General features: G+C 36.4%; 22 protein-coding genes and 1 pseudogene. 10 read left to right on the plus strand and 13 right to left on the minus strand.

Annotated elements, in window-relative coordinates:
• The 7 genes and pseudogenes from BQ7394_RS00005 to BQ7394_RS00040 all read left to right on the plus strand — a co-directional run.
• The coding region (locus BQ7394_RS00005; RefSeq protein ID WP_210436514.1) for a recombinase family protein at window positions 1-710 on the plus strand (710 nt) is incomplete at its 5' end.
• Window positions 691-1464 (plus strand): DUF5712 family protein, encoded by a 774-nt coding sequence (locus BQ7394_RS00010; RefSeq protein WP_075555504.1) that lies wholly within the window; start codon window positions 691-693, stop codon window positions 1462-1464. The genes BQ7394_RS00005 and BQ7394_RS00010, both read left to right, overlap by 20 nt.
• A gap of 249 nt (window positions 1465-1713) precedes the next feature.
• Entirely contained in the window at window positions 1714-2463 is a 750-nt protein-coding gene (locus tag BQ7394_RS00015) for a type IV toxin-antitoxin system AbiEi family antitoxin domain-containing protein (protein WP_075555505.1), read from the plus strand.
• A 61-nt stretch (window positions 2464-2524) separates the two neighbouring features.
• A pseudogene (locus BQ7394_RS00020) lies at window positions 2525-3352 on the plus strand (Fic family protein); the annotation flags it as partial.
• A gap of 244 nt (window positions 3353-3596) precedes the next feature.
• Window positions 3597-4874 (plus strand): toprim domain-containing protein, encoded by a 1278-nt coding sequence (locus tag BQ7394_RS00030; RefSeq protein ID WP_075555506.1) that lies wholly within the window; start codon window positions 3597-3599, stop codon window positions 4872-4874.
• Window positions 4875-4952: 78 nt separating this feature from the next.
• Window positions 4953-5477 (plus strand): helix-turn-helix transcriptional regulator, encoded by a 525-nt coding sequence (locus tag BQ7394_RS00035; protein WP_075555507.1) that lies wholly within the window; start codon window positions 4953-4955, stop codon window positions 5475-5477.
• A complete protein-coding gene (locus BQ7394_RS00040) occupies window positions 5474-6373 on the plus strand; it encodes a nucleotidyl transferase AbiEii/AbiGii toxin family protein (protein ID WP_075555508.1) in 900 nt (299 codons plus the stop codon). The genes BQ7394_RS00035 and BQ7394_RS00040 overlap by 4 nt, the downstream gene beginning before the upstream one ends.
• 466 nt (window positions 6374-6839) lie before the next feature.
• On the opposite strand, the gene BQ7394_RS00045 is transcribed toward BQ7394_RS00040, so the two are convergent.
• From BQ7394_RS00045 to BQ7394_RS00075, 7 genes are all read right to left on the minus strand, one after another.
• Complete coding sequence (locus BQ7394_RS00045) at window positions 6840-7049, minus strand: hypothetical protein (protein ID WP_075555509.1); 210 nt, start codon at window positions 7047-7049, stop codon at window positions 6840-6842.
• A complete protein-coding gene (locus BQ7394_RS00050; protein ID WP_075555510.1) occupies window positions 7015-7245 on the minus strand; it encodes a winged helix-turn-helix domain-containing protein in 231 nt (76 codons plus the stop codon). Before BQ7394_RS00050 ends, BQ7394_RS00045 begins: the two co-directional genes overlap by 35 nt.
• A 73-nt stretch (window positions 7246-7318) precedes the next feature.
• A complete protein-coding gene (locus tag BQ7394_RS00055) occupies window positions 7319-7609 on the minus strand; it encodes a hypothetical protein (protein WP_075555511.1) in 291 nt (96 codons plus the stop codon).
• A gap of 328 nt (window positions 7610-7937) precedes the next feature.
• Entirely contained in the window at window positions 7938-8909 is a 972-nt protein-coding gene (locus tag BQ7394_RS00060; RefSeq protein ID WP_075555512.1) for a hypothetical protein, read from the minus strand.
• A 17-nt stretch (window positions 8910-8926) separates the two neighbouring features.
• Window positions 8927-9166: a hypothetical protein gene (locus tag BQ7394_RS00065; RefSeq protein WP_075555513.1), complete on the minus strand. Its 240-nt coding sequence runs from the start codon at window positions 9164-9166 to the stop codon at window positions 8927-8929.
• A 19-nt stretch (window positions 9167-9185) separates the two neighbouring features.
• On the minus strand, window positions 9186-10604 hold the full coding sequence (locus tag BQ7394_RS00070; RefSeq protein ID WP_075555514.1) for a relaxase/mobilization nuclease domain-containing protein: 1419 nt from the start codon (window positions 10602-10604) through the stop codon (window positions 9186-9188).
• A complete protein-coding gene (locus tag BQ7394_RS00075; protein WP_075555515.1) occupies window positions 10601-10909 on the minus strand; it encodes a plasmid mobilization protein in 309 nt (102 codons plus the stop codon). Before BQ7394_RS00075 ends, BQ7394_RS00070 begins: the two co-directional genes overlap by 4 nt.
• Before the next feature lie 485 nt (window positions 10910-11394).
• Between BQ7394_RS00075 and BQ7394_RS00080 the strand changes: the two genes are divergently transcribed.
• Genes BQ7394_RS00080 through BQ7394_RS00090 form a run of 3 tightly spaced genes read left to right on the plus strand, consistent with a single transcriptional unit; the run spans window position 11395 to window position 12860 of the window.
• Window positions 11395-12090: a ParA family protein gene (locus BQ7394_RS00080; protein ID WP_005783141.1), complete on the plus strand. Its 696-nt coding sequence runs from the start codon at window positions 11395-11397 to the stop codon at window positions 12088-12090.
• A gap of 4 nt (window positions 12091-12094) precedes the next feature.
• Complete coding sequence (locus tag BQ7394_RS00085) at window positions 12095-12583, plus strand: hypothetical protein (protein ID WP_075555516.1); 489 nt, start codon at window positions 12095-12097, stop codon at window positions 12581-12583.
• Between the two features lie 52 nt (window positions 12584-12635).
• Complete coding sequence (locus BQ7394_RS00090; protein ID WP_005783138.1) at window positions 12636-12860, plus strand: hypothetical protein; 225 nt, start codon at window positions 12636-12638, stop codon at window positions 12858-12860.
• Between the two features lie 40 nt (window positions 12861-12900).
• Here BQ7394_RS00090 and BQ7394_RS00095 read toward each other — a convergent pair whose 3' ends face one another.
• The 6 genes from BQ7394_RS00095 to BQ7394_RS00120 all read right to left on the minus strand — a co-directional run bounded on the left by BQ7394_RS00095 (window position 12901) and on the right by BQ7394_RS00120 (window position 16430).
• Entirely contained in the window at window positions 12901-13488 is a 588-nt protein-coding gene (locus tag BQ7394_RS00095) for a recombinase family protein (protein ID WP_005783137.1), read from the minus strand.
• Between the two features lie 56 nt (window positions 13489-13544).
• Window positions 13545-13781: a hypothetical protein gene (locus BQ7394_RS00100; RefSeq protein ID WP_005783135.1), complete on the minus strand. Its 237-nt coding sequence runs from the start codon at window positions 13779-13781 to the stop codon at window positions 13545-13547.
• A 28-nt stretch (window positions 13782-13809) separates the two neighbouring features.
• Complete coding sequence (locus BQ7394_RS00105; RefSeq protein ID WP_075555517.1) at window positions 13810-14013, minus strand: hypothetical protein; 204 nt, start codon at window positions 14011-14013, stop codon at window positions 13810-13812.
• A gap of 648 nt (window positions 14014-14661) precedes the next feature.
• Window positions 14662-15855 carry a hypothetical protein gene (locus BQ7394_RS00110; protein ID WP_075555518.1) on the minus strand — a complete coding sequence of 398 codons (1194 nt, stop codon included), beginning with the start codon at window positions 15853-15855 and terminating at the stop codon, window positions 14662-14664.
• A 9-nt stretch (window positions 15856-15864) separates the two neighbouring features.
• On the minus strand, window positions 15865-16167 hold the full coding sequence (locus BQ7394_RS00115) for a type II toxin-antitoxin system RelE family toxin (RefSeq protein WP_005783129.1): 303 nt from the start codon (window positions 16165-16167) through the stop codon (window positions 15865-15867).
• Window positions 16164-16430: a hypothetical protein gene (locus tag BQ7394_RS00120; RefSeq protein WP_075555520.1), complete on the minus strand. Its 267-nt coding sequence runs from the start codon at window positions 16428-16430 to the stop codon at window positions 16164-16166. The genes BQ7394_RS00115 and BQ7394_RS00120 overlap by 4 nt, the downstream gene beginning before the upstream one ends.
• Window positions 16431-16701 lie beyond the last annotated feature (271 nt).

Below are 16701 nucleotides of genomic sequence, written 5' to 3' on the forward strand. Positions count from 1 at the left end.
TTCAGTTTAAAAAAACGTTCGTTTTAATAAATTTAAAAATCACCTTCTCTATATTTTTCAAAAGCTATGTACGTGCTACTTTTGCCGTAAAAATTATGAAATATGGTTATGCACGTGTATCAACTCCGGATCAATGCTTAAACCTCCAACTGGACGCTTTACGTTTATACGGAGTGGATCACATCTGTGAAGAAAAAATATCTGGAAAAAATAAAAATAAGCCTGTTTTAGATGCTTTAATTGCAAAATTAAAAACAGGAGATCAGCTTATCGTGTGGAAACTAGACCGATTAGGAAGAAGAACCAGCGAACTTATAAAACTTCAAGAAGTTCTTGAAAAGAAAAATATTGCTCTAATTAGTCTAACAGAGCAATTAAATACATCAACACCAATCGGAAAGTTTGCGTTTCATCTTTTGTGTTGTATTGCAGAGATGGAACGAAATATAATTTCTGAACGTACAATAGCAGGTTTGACATCAGCAAAGGCAAAGGGACGAATAGGAGGACGGAAGCCCGGTCTGACAGATCAAGCCAAAAGAAAAGCAAAATTAGCGGTTATAGAATATATCAAGTATTTACAAAATGAAACCGGGACAATAGATGATGTTTGCCGGGTAGTAGGAATATCCAGAGCTACCCTATACAAATATCTAAAATTGGAAGGAATAACACCCAAAAAGAAAAAAGATGATAATAAAAATCAGTAACAAAGGTATATATGCAAATAAAAATAGTTGCATTGATCTAATATCTTATCTTCAGCATGAAGATATAGACAGGATGAAAGAGGGGAAAGAGCCGGAGCCGTTCTTTAGTCAAGACCAAGACCGGGTAAATGTCAACGAACTTATTTCCTCAATAGACAATAACCGGAAACAATTAAAACATAGTGATGCCAAATTCTATGTTATAATTATTAGTCCTTCAACGGAAGAACTAGCGACAATTGGAGCGACCAGAGAAACGCAAGCGGTAGCCCTAAAAGACTATATCCGTACCGAAGTCATGCCCCAATATGCGGAGGGGTTCGGCAAGGGAATAAAATCGGATGATTTGTTATATTACGGCAAAATTCATTATAAACGACGAGGAAAAAACAAAGAAAATCTATATGTTCATATCATTGTAGCACGACAAACTAAAGAAAAGAGAATTTCAATCAGCCCCATGACAACCCACACTGGAAAAAAGAATTGTGGCAACGTAAAAGGTGGTTTTGATAGGAATGAATTTAGGTGTAAGTGTGAAGAATGCTTTGATAAGCACTTCGGGTATGATAGGGACGTGAAAGACACATTCGAGTACCGGAATGCCATGAAGAACGGCACACCGGAAGAAATACGAAAACAGGCAGAACGATCAGTCCAGCAGCAGATGGAGCGAAAACAACGGGAGCAGGAGCAGCAGCCGGAAGAAGCCCCGCAGCCGAAGGCAGCACGCCCCCGGTTTAAAGGTTTTTGAAATATCATTTTGTTAGTCGTTTTTGGCTGCATGGGGACGGATCCGCCCCCTTCAGCCATGCACGCAATATCATTTTGTATAATCTGGAAGATAGATTTTTGAGTTTTGCGATAGATATCACTATCGTTTTGTATAAACAGATAGTTTATCTGCCTACTAATTTATAAATGATAATTAAATATAAAAATAATTCATTAGAATTTTTCTCAAAACTATCAAAAATGATATTTTTGTATAAAATCCTAAGAGATGAGTAATATAATATCAAAATATAAAGAAACAGGTAGGATAAGCATAGATCAACCGGTAGGATATAACACCATGAAATCCCGTCTTTACAGCTGGAAAAAGCGGGGGGTGTTATCACATATTCGCCGGGGAGTATATTTGCCGGCTGACATACAGAACAAGTATCAGATAGCTTGCAATTCCGTTGATAACGGTTGCCTAGCTTATCATTCTGCATTGGAGTTCTATATGTTACAGACACAGGAATTTAACTGGCTTTATGTGCACAGTTCTACTCCCTTCCGGTCTTTTGAGTACCTGAACCAGCGTTATGTATATAAGCCTTTGCAGTTTATATACAAACCATTGGTTACAAAAAAAGATACCGGCTATCCTATCAAGGTTACATCAATCAGCCAAACCATAATTGACTGCTTAAACAATATAGGCTTAGCCGGTGGCATTGAAGAACTGTTATTTGCCTTAATCGAGGTTGATCCGGATTCCGTAATAGAAGAAGATATGTTAGAATGCCTGAAGCTATACCAAAAGAAAAGCCTGTATCAACGTACAGGATTCATCCTGTCCAAGCTTCAGGAACAACTAAACCTATCGGATATGTTCTTCGATATATGTAAAAAGAAGATGGAAAATACAACGAGTTACCTTATAAATCCTTCCCGTTGTGATGCCTATTTCAAGGAATGGAATGTATGTGCGCCTAAAGATGTAATGAAAGAAATAGAGAAAGGAGTATATTATGAGTTATGATTGTTAAATCATAATATGTGAAACTATAAAAATAAAGAAACAAATTAAAATATGGCACGTTATGTTTGATAAACAAATTAAAGAATATGATGCACTTGTAAAAGAGTATAAGAATCTTGTTATTGACAAATTCAACAAACAGGATTTTATAGAATATAATGAGATTCTATTTTCCGCACACAGCTGTGGAATAGAAGGCAACAGTTTTTCCGTTGATGAAACACGAACCTTAAAAGAAAAGGGTTTGGGCATGATTCCTTATGGAAAAACACTCTTAGAATCTTTTGAAATATTAGATCATTTTCAAGCATATGAATATCTTCTTTCCAACCTAGACAAACCCCTGTCTGAAGAATTACTGAAAGAAACCCACCGGCTATTAACAGAACACACATTGTCATATAGAACAATGCACGATATAGAACCTGCCATACCCGGTCAATATACTAACACAGATATGTGCGCTGGAGATACAATATTTGGCGATCACGAAAAACTTATAAAACAAGTACCTATATTAATGGAAAATACTCAAAAAATACTTGATAACAAAACTATGCATCCGATGGTATTAGCAGCACGTTTTCATGGTTTCTATGAATATCTACACCCTTTCCGTGATGGAAACGGAAGACTAGGTAGATTGTTTTCTAATTTCATACTATTAAAGAACGATCTTCCTTTGTTGATTATAGAAAAACAACATAGAGAAACATACATTAATGCTCTAAAGTTTATAAAAAGGGAAAGAACGGATGAATATCTTGTGGATTTCTTTTTTAAACAATCTATAGAAAGAATGAAAAATGAGATTGACAGTAAAAAAAACATGACTAACAATTTTATAAGTGGAATAGATTTCTATACAGAAACGATACATAATAACGAATTTCAGATAGCTGTAAAGAAAAACGATTTTGCCCGGCTCTCTGCTTTGAAAGATGAAGGATATATCCCTTCCCCGGAAGTGATAAACAATCTGAAAAGATCCGCACCGGCTCCAACGATGATAGCAGTCCAGAAGATCTTCGGTCTGTCCTCTGACGCTCCCGGATTAAGCAACATCAAACTAGCCCAAAGCGATAATGTAGGGCTAGGTAAAGATAAAAGTAATGACCTAAAAATCTGACGTTATGAAAGTAGACTTTGACAAACTGAAAAGGGATGTTTCCCTTCCGGAGTTTTTTCTCTATTTAGGCTGGAAGTTTGTTTCCGGATCTTCCAACTCGTCCCCTAAGATGAGCAACGGATCCGATACCGTTATTATCAAGAAGAATAGTAAGGATTACTATACCTATTGGGACGTTCACGGAGAAGCACGAGGAAAGACTATCATAGATCTAATGCAGAAGCATATCTACGACCAGACCGGGAGAATGCCTAGCCTGCGAGAAGCCGGGGAAGCCGTTCAGAACTATGTAAACAATAAAGAAGTCGTATTATCTCAAGATAGCCGGTTTGGAGTTAGCAACGCAAAACTAGATCCTAATCAGCTGGCGTTCCTGAACAGCCAACTGAAACCCTATCAAGGGGATTTCTTGCAAAAGAGAGGAATTACTCAAGATACACTATCTTCACCGGTATTTTCCGGGGTATTCACCTCTAGGGAACACCGGAAAGATGGAAAAGTCTATAATAATACCTGTACCAGACTTATTAACCAAAACGGCTTTCAGGGTATTTCCCAAAGGGGGATAAGACCTGAAGACGGCAAGAGCTTCAAAGGCATATCAGGCAACAAATACGATAGTATCGTAGTGTCTAAGCATGACAAGACAAGACCAATAGAGCATATATATATCAGTGAAAGCATGATCGATGCTGCGTCCCATTATCAAATGAAGCTTCTGAATACCGAAAAGAACATCTTATATATCAGCACTGAAGGGAACATCACACAGGGACAAATGGGCGTTATAAAGCTGCTCCTGTCAAAGCAAAATATTAATAATATAACCGATCAGGTTACTTATATATTTGACAATGATAGCAACGGCTATAAATATGCGTTGAAGCTAGATACATTCTTAAAAGGTCAAGAGTTACCCAATATTGAAGGTCTGCCGGTTGAAGAACTGAAGGATAAAGTTCTTCAACTGCCTAACGTGGAGTTATCGGTAAACAGTGATTGGAACGATGATCTACAAGCATCCATATCAAAAGGCAAAGAATGTGAGTTCCAAGATGCCATAAAAAAAAACGATTTTACCCGGATCGCCGGGCTGAAGGATGAAGGGTATATCCCTTCCCCTAAAATAATAGACGAACTGAAAGGATCCGCACCGGCTCCAACGATGATAGCAGTCCAGAAGATCTTCGGTCTGCCCTCTGATACTCCCGAACTAAGCGACATAAAGCTAGCCCAAAATGATAGGCAAACAATCGGGATAAATATTGAGCAGGCATTATAATTTTTCCAAAATAACAATAACCAAATTTGGTTATTATATTAAGAGTCATTATTTTTGCCAAAACAAAATTATAGTCCTATGAATATAAAATATGAAAAATACTTGTCAATGGAAGATGTTCCGGCAGGTAAGATATTGGATGTAATCCTTAAAAAAAGGAATATATCTCAAAAAAGGTTAGCGCATATGTCAAATGAATATCCGCAACGTATTTGTGACTATATAAAAGGGGAACGAAAATTCACTATAAAAGCCTCCATTTCAATAGAAAAAGCGTTAAACATAAACATTGAAGGCTTTTTCTTTAAAATACAAGCCAACCATGACATATATACCTTCATAATGAAAGAAGAGCGAAAGAAACATCCTGACTTATCTAAACTAAGTAAAGGATTATTTTGGGACACCCGAATAGATAAGATAAATTGGATAAGGAACAAGGAATGGGTTATACAACGGGCTTTTGAATATGGCAACGATATCGAGATCAAGGAGATTATTCGGTTCTATGGAATAGAAACCATAAAACAAGTCATTCCCAACATAAAAAACAAATGGAATAGTAACACAAGAAACGATAACTATCAAAAATACATTCTATGAACTTACATTATGAAACTGTTTCTCCTTTATTAAAAGAAACTCTGCAAAAGCTTGTCAATAGTCCTATTTTTAAAGATTTCACGCTTATAGGTGGAACCTGTTTGAGCCTACAACTAGGACATCGAAGATCTATTGACATAGATTTATTCACTGATATAGATTATGGAACCATGAATACAAAAGAAATGAAAGAGTTTATTCAAAGGAGTTTTCCATATTACGAGAATACAGATTCTCTGGACACATCAGCTTTAGGATATACACTATACATGGGGGACTCCCCTATAGACAAAATTAAAGTCGATTTTTTCTATACTGAAAAATTTATTTTCCCCATACAAGAAATCGACCATATACGAATAGCAGACATACGGGAAATAGCAGCCATGAAACTATCTGCCATTACAGAAGAAGAACCAAGACAAAAAGACTTTTGGGATATCCACGAACTAAATGAAAAATATTCATTCAAAGATATGATCGACTGGGGAATAAAAAGGAACGAATGGAGTGTTACAGAGGAAGGTATATTAAATGGGTTTCAAAAAATAGATTCTGTAAAAGAATCACCTGAAGGAATAGATTGCTTCAAGGGTAACTACTGGTCATTAGTAAAAGATGATTTAAAAGAAATGGTAGATCAATATCTAAAAGAAAAAGACTTTTCTCTTGCCATAAAAAAAAATGACTTTGCACAGATCTCTTTCCTGAAGGATGAAGGGTATATCCCTTCCCCTAAAATAATAGACGAGCTGAAAGGATCCGCACCGGCTCCAACGATGATAGCAGTCCAGAAGATCTTCGGTCTGCCCTCTGACGCTCCCGGATTAAGCAACATTAAACTAGCCCAAAGCGATAGCAAAGAACTAGGATTAAACATAGAAAAAGGCATCTAAACACAGATTTTTTCCGAAAGTATAATAACGGGATCAAACAACCGGCTACCGGAGTACCCATGCAGGAATATATCTTTCCAGCTGGTAAGTGCTTGCACCTATCAGCTGGAAAGGTTTATTCCGGGTACTCCTTTTCCGACTGTTCGGATCAGGGAAAGTCATTCGGTTTACCGGATGGCTCACCGAACCGATCAATCGGAAAATAGCCTACCTTATTCGGGTGGGTGGGCATTATGCGTTAAGGATTGAAGCGTTTACCATGTAGAAGCGGAAAGCCTGACCGAAAGGAACGCCCAAAGTATAAATATCATTTTGCTACTCTCCTACTCCATTTTATAGCTGGATCTGTCCCTATGCTCAACTGTGGCAATATCATTTTGTACAATCCGGAAGATTGATTTCAGATTTTTTTAGCAGATATCACTATCATTTTGTTATTTCTGTCAAACAATCATCGCACAGTGTTTTATACCACCCCCACACACTTCCGTAAAGAACCCGGAGCACCGCATTTCTCGCAAGTGGACGCAGACGCTTTTTCGGTTTCTTCTACCAATTTATTGAGTTCTTCCGGGTAGTTTTCTGTCTGAATCCGGATAAGTTCTTTTCGTGCCTTATCGATAACCTTGATTTTAATTTCTTTATCCGAAGCAGAAATTGAAACGGCTCTCTTCATGAATGATTATCAGCCCTTCTCTTCGTTCTATATAGATCTTGTTCTCACGGGCTAACCAGCCGACAGCCATAGCCGTACTTTCTACGCTTAAATCGAGTTGTCTTGCCAGTTCCGGGATTGTAATCATTTTGATCTCTTTCATGGCGTGCCAAACCTTTCCGGCATTTTCACCAATGATCTGTTTTTCTGTTTCCATAGGTTTTTATTTTAATTAATAATACAGTGTTTTCCGTTCCGTTGACTTTTTTGTTTCTGGTATCTTCCTGCAATTAACTGGCGGATATGTCAATGAAGGAATAAGCCCGGCAGCATTCCCCGTCAGGAGCAAAAACACACAGGAGAAAACCGAATTTCAGTTCAAAACGGACATAGTGAAATATAACTCCGAACGAACCTTCCTGTGATATTTTAGCTTTTAGAATAGCTTTGATATCCTCTTTTTTCAGACGAAGAAATTCAATTTTGGATTGAGCCGTTGCACGTTTATAAGGTTCTATTTTGAGGAAGTCAAACAGTGAACTTGAAAAGAAAACGGGCATCTTTTTTTGTGTTTTTTCCATTTGTTCTAAATTTTAAGGCTTGTACCCTACATCAAAGCCAATAAACAAAAAAAGCGGAAGGGCATTAACCTATCCGCAGAACAGGGAGTCGAAGCCCTACACGCACACACAGGAAACGCCTCTCCCGTCTATACGGAAGGACGTCTATACTGTTTTCGTTGTGCGTGTTAAATTTTCGACTTTTGTTCTGCACAGAAATCAGCTAAACGCTTTTTTTCTTAAAATGTAAAAACACGGTCATGTTATGACCGCACAAATATAACAATTTCCCTATAAAAATGTTTCCTATTTAGAATAATTTTTTCTTGTTTATCAGATAAACAACAAGCTACATTTCTATATACTCAATATTTTCCAAACCGTATAACGGGATGATATTCCGAAAGAACACATCTATCGCTAGGGGATGGTTTTGAAAAGCAAGAAAAGATTTCCCAGCTACGGATTCCAGCCGGTAAATGGTCACTTCATCTTCTTCCCCAAACTGTTTCCTTAACTTATCATTGATCGTTTTCTGCATCTTAGACATAAGTTTAACCACCGTAACAGGATTCCAACGATCCATTTCTACAGTCACCTGCTTACTGTCGGAGAAAATAGAAATGCTTTTCTCAATCCCTTTAGAAGCTATATAGTAAGAAAAGAACAAAAGAGCTTCCATGCCGTTTTTGCCAACATACAGATTGATCCTAGCGTTTCTCTCCTGCGCTTTCTTGCAGACATGCGCACAAAGGATAGGATTAGAAGAAGGCAGAAGATAAGAAGTATTCTGCTGCTCTGTCTGTCCTTCTAATATACTAAAGGTAACAGGATTCCAGCACACGTTTACGACATCAGAAGTTACATCTTCATATATCGCTGCACAGCAAATATCATTGTCAAACACGAGCTGATACTCTTTACTTTCCGGGTTGAACTGGTAAAAGTTCCGGATCTTATGCGCACTCTTCAGTTCAAAAAGGAAATAGCCCTCGTTATTTGAAACCTTTCTCACCTTCCGGATCTCCGTTTTTCCTTCAGTAATATCAAAGAGATAAGCTATCAGATCTTCTTTGCTACATACGTGATCAAAACTAAACTCCTTCAATTCCTCGCTTTCCGATTGCACCTGTACTTTCGCTTGGATGGATATAGATAATTGATAAGCGCTAAGATCTTTGAAATCGAACAACTCCAAACAGGATATCTTGTTTCGTTCCGGTGAATAAATTATATACTCCCGGTCATTAATATAATACCGGTACATGAAATCGCCGGTTTCTAACGGCTGGTATGGATTTAAAACTTCGCTGTAGTTCATGATTATATAGTTATACGTTAATTTTCATCTTCAGGCATTAATTGTCCTGCTTCATAATAATACTGAGAACATATATCTGATACTTCATTAGATAAATAGTCCTGTATTTCCGAAATTTTATCCAACAGCTTATCACGAGTATCTATCTCTTCCGGATCAATACTGAACCCAGAATACTCCTCAAACGATTTTATCAATTCGCTTACGTTTTTGAAGCGATTTGCTTCCATACTAATTTGCTTCTTTTTTTTACGCATCTTCTATTCAATTTTGTTATTAATATGATAATCCTTTATTTCGCTTTTTCTTTTTCTTGTTGTCCGGAAGATCTTCATCACCTTTCCGGTGCTTCCCTGATCCGTTATCTAAAGCCATTGACATGGCAACCGGGTACATATAGATAAGATCCTTCTCCCACTCGTGCGGATTACTCGCATAACACACGATAACCGGATCGATGGGCGTTGCTCTCTCCTGCTCTTTTCCCTGTTCCGGATTCTGCTCTTTTTGGAAAAAGTCTTGTATGTTCTGATAGGTTAATCTCCTTGATATATCAGAGCTTTTAAAGATTTCCGGAGTATCGACATTTGTAAGGGCAAAGGATATGCCGTATATCCCTTTACCGTTGACGTGCTCGATCAGGTTTATATTATGCTCCGCTAGCCGGTCTTTAAAATCTTCATAGCTGGATGAACCATTAAGAATTGCAAAGATCTGGTTATACAGGTAATGCTTTTGCTCGTCTGCGGTCATCTGTTTTCCGGCGAACAAAAGTTTCCCAAACCGGAACGATTCCGGAAGGGCTGTATCTTTCAGATAAAAGCCCCTATCAGGAATGCCATATACATAATGAGATTTCCCCTTGTCCGATACCAGACGCATATAATACCCTTCTTTTTCCAATCGATCCCGGAACTCTTTCACGTTGCCGCATTCCCGACGCAAACGATCCATGACGGAAAGCAACTCGTCCTTGAGTAATGGATTAAAGAACTTTCCTTTTGATAACATATCTAACATATTTTCGTATGTATCTTCCCCCAATATGATTTTCCATTCCGCATTAGTATAAGCCTTAGTCATATCAGGATTAATCGTTTTAAAGGTTTCCGACTGCCCTAAAAGATCCTTCACCCGTTCTTTTGCGTTATGGCTGCGCAAAGCCTTGTGCAAAGCTGTGTCAAAGAAATATTGCCGGTACTGGGATTCTCCCAACGTCTTGTTACGGGAAAACTTTCCTTTCTCCATAACTTCAAGCCCATGTTTAAGCTCTAGCTCTCGCATGATCTTTCCGGAACGTCCCTTGCTGTAACTATCAGAGATCCACAATCCGTTTAAGTCTATCGTAGTGGCAAGTATATGTACATGCCGATGGTCTTTATCATCGTTCTTTATGATTGTGTAGCAAGAATCACCGTACCCCATTCTTTCTAAATATTCTTTCGCTACTTCAGAAAACTTTTCGTCCGGAAGATCCTCCCCTATCGGGCTGCTAAGAATAAATTCTATATATGGTGATTTCACACGATCATTCAGACCAGCAACAAGGGACATATTACGATACATATTAATAAGAGAATCACCAGAGGAACTATATAATTCCCTAGCTACACCGCTTTCAATCTTCTTTAACTGATAATCGATTTTGCGGTTTAATGCTTCTCCTACAAACGGCTCTTGTATCTCCGCTATCATATTAGTTTATCTGTTATTTGCTTCAACTCTTTAATGTACATCTCTATACTTTCCAATGAAATACGAATGTTTTCATCAACAGGTAAAGAGTTAACGTGCTTTGCAAGTTGATTCAAATTAGCACCTATTTTTTTCAGTTCAAAGACGGTTTGAATATCCGCTTTTGAAGTTATCCTTTCACCTAAAACAGATTTCCTTAAATACATAGAAAGTGTTACACCTTCAGCTTTAGCTCGTCTGAAAACCTGTTCCTTTTCTTCTTCAGAAAGACGTGCCCGAATAACTTTAGTTCTATTCTCTTTCATTCTATATTCCTATTCTCTATTCTAATGTATGTGAGTGAAACGAACATCACTCGGCAGCTCGGCTGTCGCAAGGTGGGTTTTGTAGCTACAAAACCACACCTTGCATATACAAAGATAGATAAAAATTATAAAGCACCAAAACTTTAAGATCTATACTTTCGGAAAAATCAACCCAAAGAACTGATTTCCTAATTAACCAAGTAACCAGATAACTTAACAAAAGGAAGAACTGAAAGCATGGCAACAAAAAACAACCAGAAAACTGGTTTATTAGAAAATCGATTAACCAATTAATAAATAAATCAAATAACTTATTAACTAGATAACTAATTTATTGATTGTATAATCAACCAATTAATTAACTAATTGGTTTATTAATTTGTTATACAATAAGATTATTAGTTAATTATTTATTAAACAAGCTGATTAATTTGTTAGTTAGATTATTAATTTATATATTGCGGAAAATTTAAACTCGTAACGTTATGGGAAAAATATTACCGGGTATATTCGTAGCATTCGAGAACCCAAAAGGTGGAACAGGTAAATCAACATTAACAGCCTTGTTCGCAGGATATGTACATGAGAGCCACGAGCAGACAGGTTTAACCATTGGCGTTGTTGATATAGACGATGCGCAAAATACAATGGGGGAGTTAAGAGCTTTCGATGAAGCACAACAGGAAGAGGATATAAAAGACGAGTATGAAGTAATGAGTATATCTTCATCAGACTTCATTAACAGCATAGAATTTCTCAAAGAAAGTTTCGATATAATAGTGGTTGACTTTCCGGGAAACTTGAAACAGGCAGGAGTAGTAGAAACCCTGATGATGATGGATGTGGTCATTATACCTTTTGCTCCTTCAAAAATCGAAGTATTGCACACTGTAAAGTTCTACAATTACTACAAGGAAAATATCTTATCTAAACGAGAAAGTCTAGGTTACAAAACAATAGTAAAAGGATTGCCCAACAAGGTAACACCTAATTTGCTTGAATATAAAGAGCTTATAGCAAACAAAGACAATTTACCTTTCGAGCTACTGAACAATCATATCAAGGAAAGCAAAGTTAATTACCAAAGAAACCTTTCTACGATAATAAACAACTATAATCACACCTGTGATGATTTCGGAGAAGAAATGATACAATTATTAATCAATTACGTTAAAAAATGAAATTATGGCTGAAGAAAAGAAAAATACAGGAAAACCCAAAACATCAATGTTCGCATTGGTACAGGCTGGTAAAGAAGAAGCTAAGAAAGTTCAAAGTATAAAATCTGTTTCATCACAACAGACTTCAGAAGAGAAAATTCCGGAAGTACAACCAGAAGCCAGCACCGCAGAACCAGCTAAAGTTGTTGCTCCAGTACAAGAAGAAGAAATCATTCAGGAAAATGAGAATATGACAGAAGAACCTTCAGAATTTCCCGAATCATCTTTTCCTAAAGGTCTTTCTTTGCTTTTCGCTAAAAGAGAGATAATAGACACGGAAACGATAAAGATACCTAGAGAGTTCCATCAAGAACTTAAAATACTATCTACAATGTCAAAAGTTCCAATGATGCAAATGCTAGGAAATCTGCTTGAAGCATTTTTGGAAGAAAATAAGAAAGAAATAGCAAGCTATAAACGCAAATTCATAAACGGTACTTTAGGAAAAAAATAGCCATAAATCATTGGCAATAGAAGACATGTAAATAATCAACTAAAAAATATATATGGGAATAATAAAAGTGCAATGCTCTTGCGGTATGCTATGGCTAAGTGAAACACTTGGCGGTTATGATACCATTTGCGACCATGACGGAAAGATTTGCGGTGCGGTCAACTACCAAGATGAACAGTTCCAAATCATTCAGCCGGAAGAATGCAAGAAGCACAAAAGGGACACAATGAAAGAACTCAAAGGGGCTTTGCAACAAGTTAAAATGGAAATAGGGTAGGGGATTTCCTACCTTACTTTCCATTAAGTGTAATAACCGGTTACTGGTTTTGTTTTGGTTCAACCCCAACAGAACGCAAATATTTATACAAAGTTCTCGTGGAGATATTGAGAATTGAAGCGATCTCTTTTGCTGAATAGAAGGGATCTTTTGACAGATACATTTTCTTTGCCTGCTCGGCTTTCTTTTTCGCTAAATCATTTAAGCCGGGCTTTCTTCCTCCTGTTCTTCCCTCACGTTTTGCGACTTCCCAACCTGCAACCGTTCTTTCTGTACGTAAAACCTGATCGATTTCTGCCAACATTGAAAATATCGGGATCAAAAGTTTCCCGGAAGGAGTGGACGTATCGATATTATGCGTTACATCGACAAGATGCGCTCCCTTATTCATTATTAGATCTACATTCGTCCGGATTTCCTTCATGGATCTGCCTAAACGATCCAACGACCAGACATATAAGATATCCCCAGTTCTAAGATCTTCTAATGCCCGGATTAATTCAGGACGTTCTTTAAACGCTGATTTTTTTTCTTGATAAATTTTCTCACAACCAGCCTTTTCTAATGCTTCCAATTGCAAAGCTGGATTCTGATCCGGAGTCGATACACGTGCATATCCTATCTTCATTATAATACGAGGATTTTAATTCTTCATTAAACATTTATTGAGGATTTCATTTTATACTAATTTACATTATTTAGCCAATCTAGAGCCTCCTGCAACGTATAGGCATATTCCGCATGATAAATATATGAAACTTCATCACCTTGCCTATATTCACGGTCATTGTCTGTTTCTCCTAGAATGTACTCCATGTTTGGAGTTCCTAATCGATGCACACCTATACAATAGGTCAGATTTTCCACTCGCTGGCTTTTTTTAGTTGCTAAAAGAAATATCCTTTCTGTATCAATTGCCATATTATTACTCCTTTCTTATTATTTGAAATTATCGCAAATGGCTTATATTTAACCACCATCCATCAGTTTCTAGTACATTTTCCCTACTATTATTATCCTGTATAACTATATGATCATCATATAATCCATATATATCACTACAGTCTGCACAAGTGAAGCCTATGGAAACATTGTACTTCATAAACAACTGAAGTAAATCTTTCTTCAAATCTTTAATATCATCATCAGTCATATCTATTATGCTTTTATCATTTTACTTTTTGTAAAGGTAGTAAAATAATTTAGTAAAACAATAAAGTAAAACGTGTTTTTTCTTGATACATGCCAAAAAAAACATTTTACTTAACGTATACCAAAAGTAAAACAGCTGTAGTTTCTTTTTTTACCTCTGATTAAATGAGATTGGAGAATTATTACTTTCCTAAAATATGACAATTTGTCATGTCCGATAGTATTTTTCCGAAAGTATGATGATGTAAACTGAAGGAAAAATATCATTTTTCCGGTCATTTCTTTTATCCCCCTTTGGGGGATTATAGGGGGTTTAGGTTTTTAGGTAATATTAAGAGTATGGTGTAGCGATTTACACAGCTGGGAGAAATTCTATTTTCTTAACTTGCTAATAATCAGTGATTAAAAAATTTATAGAAACATTAGAATGGTGTAGTGTTTTACACAGCTAAATTCAATCATGTAGCAGTTTACACAGCTGGAAATAGTAAGGTGTAGCAGTTTACACAGCTGGAAATAGCAAGGTGTAGCAGTTTACACAGCTGGAAATAGCAAGGTGTAGCAGTTTACACAGCTGGAAATAGTAAGGTGTAGCAGTTTACACAGCTGGAAATGTTAATATAATTGAAAAGTGTAGCAGTTTACACAGCTAGATAATCTTTTCCGGTTCAGGTGTCACAGCAGGTGGATTTTTAACTATAAATTCCTTCGGCTCACGTGTCACAGTCGGGGCATTACTAGTTAATCCAAACTCTTCAGGGGTTTTTCCAAATATTCGAAAGAAATTTTCCCTATATACTTCCTCTTTCAGTGCCTTGTTTTGTGGAGAATTAGCCCATGCCAAATAATCCTCGTACAAGTTTCGATCAGATTTTATATCTTCAACTTTGTTAACCCGATCTCTGCCTACCGCACAATTAGGAAAAGCTAAACCGGCGTATCTCCATAACAGATCACTATAGAATCTTTGAGTAAACATAGCGGTATAGCGTTCATCAAAATAATCAAGTGTTTCTTGAGAAAATTCAAAATCTACTGTATATGCCCATTTATCATTAGCACCTTTAACGTACTTAAATTGAAAGTTTGTGAATCTCAAGTGTTCATTTATCCCCTTCAAAACTTTTGTTACATTCCTTTTCCTTTCCTTATTCTCTTCAAAATTAAGGTTGAACAATTTAGCCAACTGATCAACGGTTAATCTGTAACTAGGTGCATCCCCTATTTTGATTTTATACTTAATAAGATATATCATTTTTGATAGTTCCAAATAGAAATATCGATACTTGGAAGGTAACTCTCTATAATCCTGACTTTCAATTAGATTATAGAGAGTATAAACAGAATCCTTTATCAGATTATTCAGAGTAGCACTATATAATCTTTTCATCCCTTTCTTGGTTTTAAAATTTGTCCGGATTTCAAATTTCGTAAGGATCTGAATAAATATATATGAAGTGCCTTCGCTTGTAGAAACAGGATAAGACATATTTTCTAAGCCAAGTTTATAAAGGGCGGCTTCAAAAACGGTTTCTATGGGATGGCTTATTTCCTCCCCGTTTATATCCTTACAGATATAATGAGGTGAGCGTTTTCCAAAAAGATCCTTCAGCTGTTCCTTAGATAGTTTTCTTTGAAGATTTGTCCGATTATAACCCATTTTATTACAAAAATCCTCTATTGAGAACCATGATTCACCAAATAGATCTCTAATATGATTCCCACAAAGGTAAATTATGATATCTAACATTACACTACCACCAGAATCATATAAGCGCTCAACTAGCCCAGAATTGTAACTTTCACTTAATAGGCGTGGAACCCGGCTTAATTCTTTTTCCATAATAAATTATCATTTATCCTTTTTCCGTAACTCTGACTGTACTTTTTTATCGTATGCTTCCCCTCTTGATACTAGGTATTCAAATTTAACTGTATCATCTACAATCTTAACGTGGAAAATAAAGAATGCTCTATAATCTCCTATACGAATCCGATATACTGATTTATAGGCAATTAGTTTCTTGCAATTAGTAATTTCATCAATACCATTAGCGTTCTTCACTTCCCGGATCATATCAAGGACAGAAGACAGAACTTTCCCTGATAATTTATCTACTGCCTTTAAAAATGGCTTTGAATATTCTACATTCATGATAAGCCATATTTCTGTTCAAAGGCTTTTTGTTCGGCTTCACTAACCATAACGTGCCCTTCAGGTTGATTTTTGGAAAGAAACGTATAAGTTGTAATATCTTCTAAATCATTAGCAGCGGAGATCAATAAGCCTTCCATAAAGGCTTTAGCTGATTTCCCTTCCTTAGCTGCTTGTACGGATAGCACAGTTATAACGTTTTCCGGCAGATCCAGCAGTTTCTTTCTCTTATCAATTTGGGTGTTTGAGATTGTTGTTCCCATAATCATTTATGTTTTAAATTAATAATCTATATCTTTGCATGAATTAATCGCTCAACAAAGATATATAACCTATATAACATATACAACCTATATAACATATATAAGTTATATAATATTCGAATTTTTCGATATATTGAATTATATATATTTTTATTAACATCAAAGAAATGGATAAACTAACTTTGGAAGATTCTTTCCGCGAGCTTATTAAACAAAGAAAGTGGTATGTAAATTCTCTACGTTCACCTATTCAAGCGAAATATGATAAAGC

It is taken from the genome of Parabacteroides timonensis (assembly GCF_900128505.1).
GTDB lineage: Bacteria > Bacteroidota > Bacteroidia > Bacteroidales > Tannerellaceae > Parabacteroides > Parabacteroides timonensis.

Coding starts and splice junctions, on each gene's coding strand:
- BQ7394_RS00010 (WP_075555504.1), top strand. CDS start 691: ATGATAATAAAAATCAGTAACAAAGGTATATATGCAAATAAAAATAGT.
- BQ7394_RS00015 (WP_075555505.1), top strand. CDS start 1,714: ATGAGTAATATAATATCAAAATATAAAGAAACAGGTAGGATAAGCATA.
- BQ7394_RS00030 (WP_075555506.1), top strand. CDS start 3,597: ATGAAAGTAGACTTTGACAAACTGAAAAGGGATGTTTCCCTTCCGGAG.
- BQ7394_RS00035 (WP_075555507.1), top strand. CDS start 4,953: ATGAATATAAAATATGAAAAATACTTGTCAATGGAAGATGTTCCGGCA.
- BQ7394_RS00040 (WP_075555508.1), top strand. CDS start 5,474: ATGAACTTACATTATGAAACTGTTTCTCCTTTATTAAAAGAAACTCTG.
- BQ7394_RS00045 (WP_075555509.1), bottom strand. CDS start 7,049: ATGAAGAGAGCCGTTTCAATTTCTGCTTCGGATAAAGAAATTAAAATC.
- BQ7394_RS00050 (WP_075555510.1), bottom strand. CDS start 7,245: ATGGAAACAGAAAAACAGATCATTGGTGAAAATGCCGGAAAGGTTTGG.
- BQ7394_RS00055 (WP_075555511.1), bottom strand. CDS start 7,609: ATGGAAAAAACACAAAAAAAGATGCCCGTTTTCTTTTCAAGTTCACTG.
- BQ7394_RS00060 (WP_075555512.1), bottom strand. CDS start 8,909: ATGAACTACAGCGAAGTTTTAAATCCATACCAGCCGTTAGAAACCGGC.
- BQ7394_RS00065 (WP_075555513.1), bottom strand. CDS start 9,166: ATGCGTAAAAAAAAGAAGCAAATTAGTATGGAAGCAAATCGCTTCAAA.
- BQ7394_RS00070 (WP_075555514.1), bottom strand. CDS start 10,604: ATGATAGCGGAGATACAAGAGCCGTTTGTAGGAGAAGCATTAAACCGC.
- BQ7394_RS00075 (WP_075555515.1), bottom strand. CDS start 10,909: ATGAAAGAGAATAGAACTAAAGTTATTCGGGCACGTCTTTCTGAAGAA.
- BQ7394_RS00080 (WP_005783141.1), top strand. CDS start 11,395: ATGGGAAAAATATTACCGGGTATATTCGTAGCATTCGAGAACCCAAAA.
- BQ7394_RS00085 (WP_075555516.1), top strand. CDS start 12,095: ATGGCTGAAGAAAAGAAAAATACAGGAAAACCCAAAACATCAATGTTC.
- BQ7394_RS00090 (WP_005783138.1), top strand. CDS start 12,636: ATGGGAATAATAAAAGTGCAATGCTCTTGCGGTATGCTATGGCTAAGT.
- BQ7394_RS00095 (WP_005783137.1), bottom strand. CDS start 13,488: ATGAAGATAGGATATGCACGTGTATCGACTCCGGATCAGAATCCAGCT.
- BQ7394_RS00100 (WP_005783135.1), bottom strand. CDS start 13,781: ATGGCAATTGATACAGAAAGGATATTTCTTTTAGCAACTAAAAAAAGC.
- BQ7394_RS00105 (WP_075555517.1), bottom strand. CDS start 14,013: ATGACTGATGATGATATTAAAGATTTGAAGAAAGATTTACTTCAGTTG.
- BQ7394_RS00110 (WP_075555518.1), bottom strand. CDS start 15,855: ATGGAAAAAGAATTAAGCCGGGTTCCACGCCTATTAAGTGAAAGTTAC.
- BQ7394_RS00115 (WP_005783129.1), bottom strand. CDS start 16,167: ATGAATGTAGAATATTCAAAGCCATTTTTAAAGGCAGTAGATAAATTA.
- BQ7394_RS00120 (WP_075555520.1), bottom strand. CDS start 16,430: ATGGGAACAACAATCTCAAACACCCAAATTGATAAGAGAAAGAAACTG.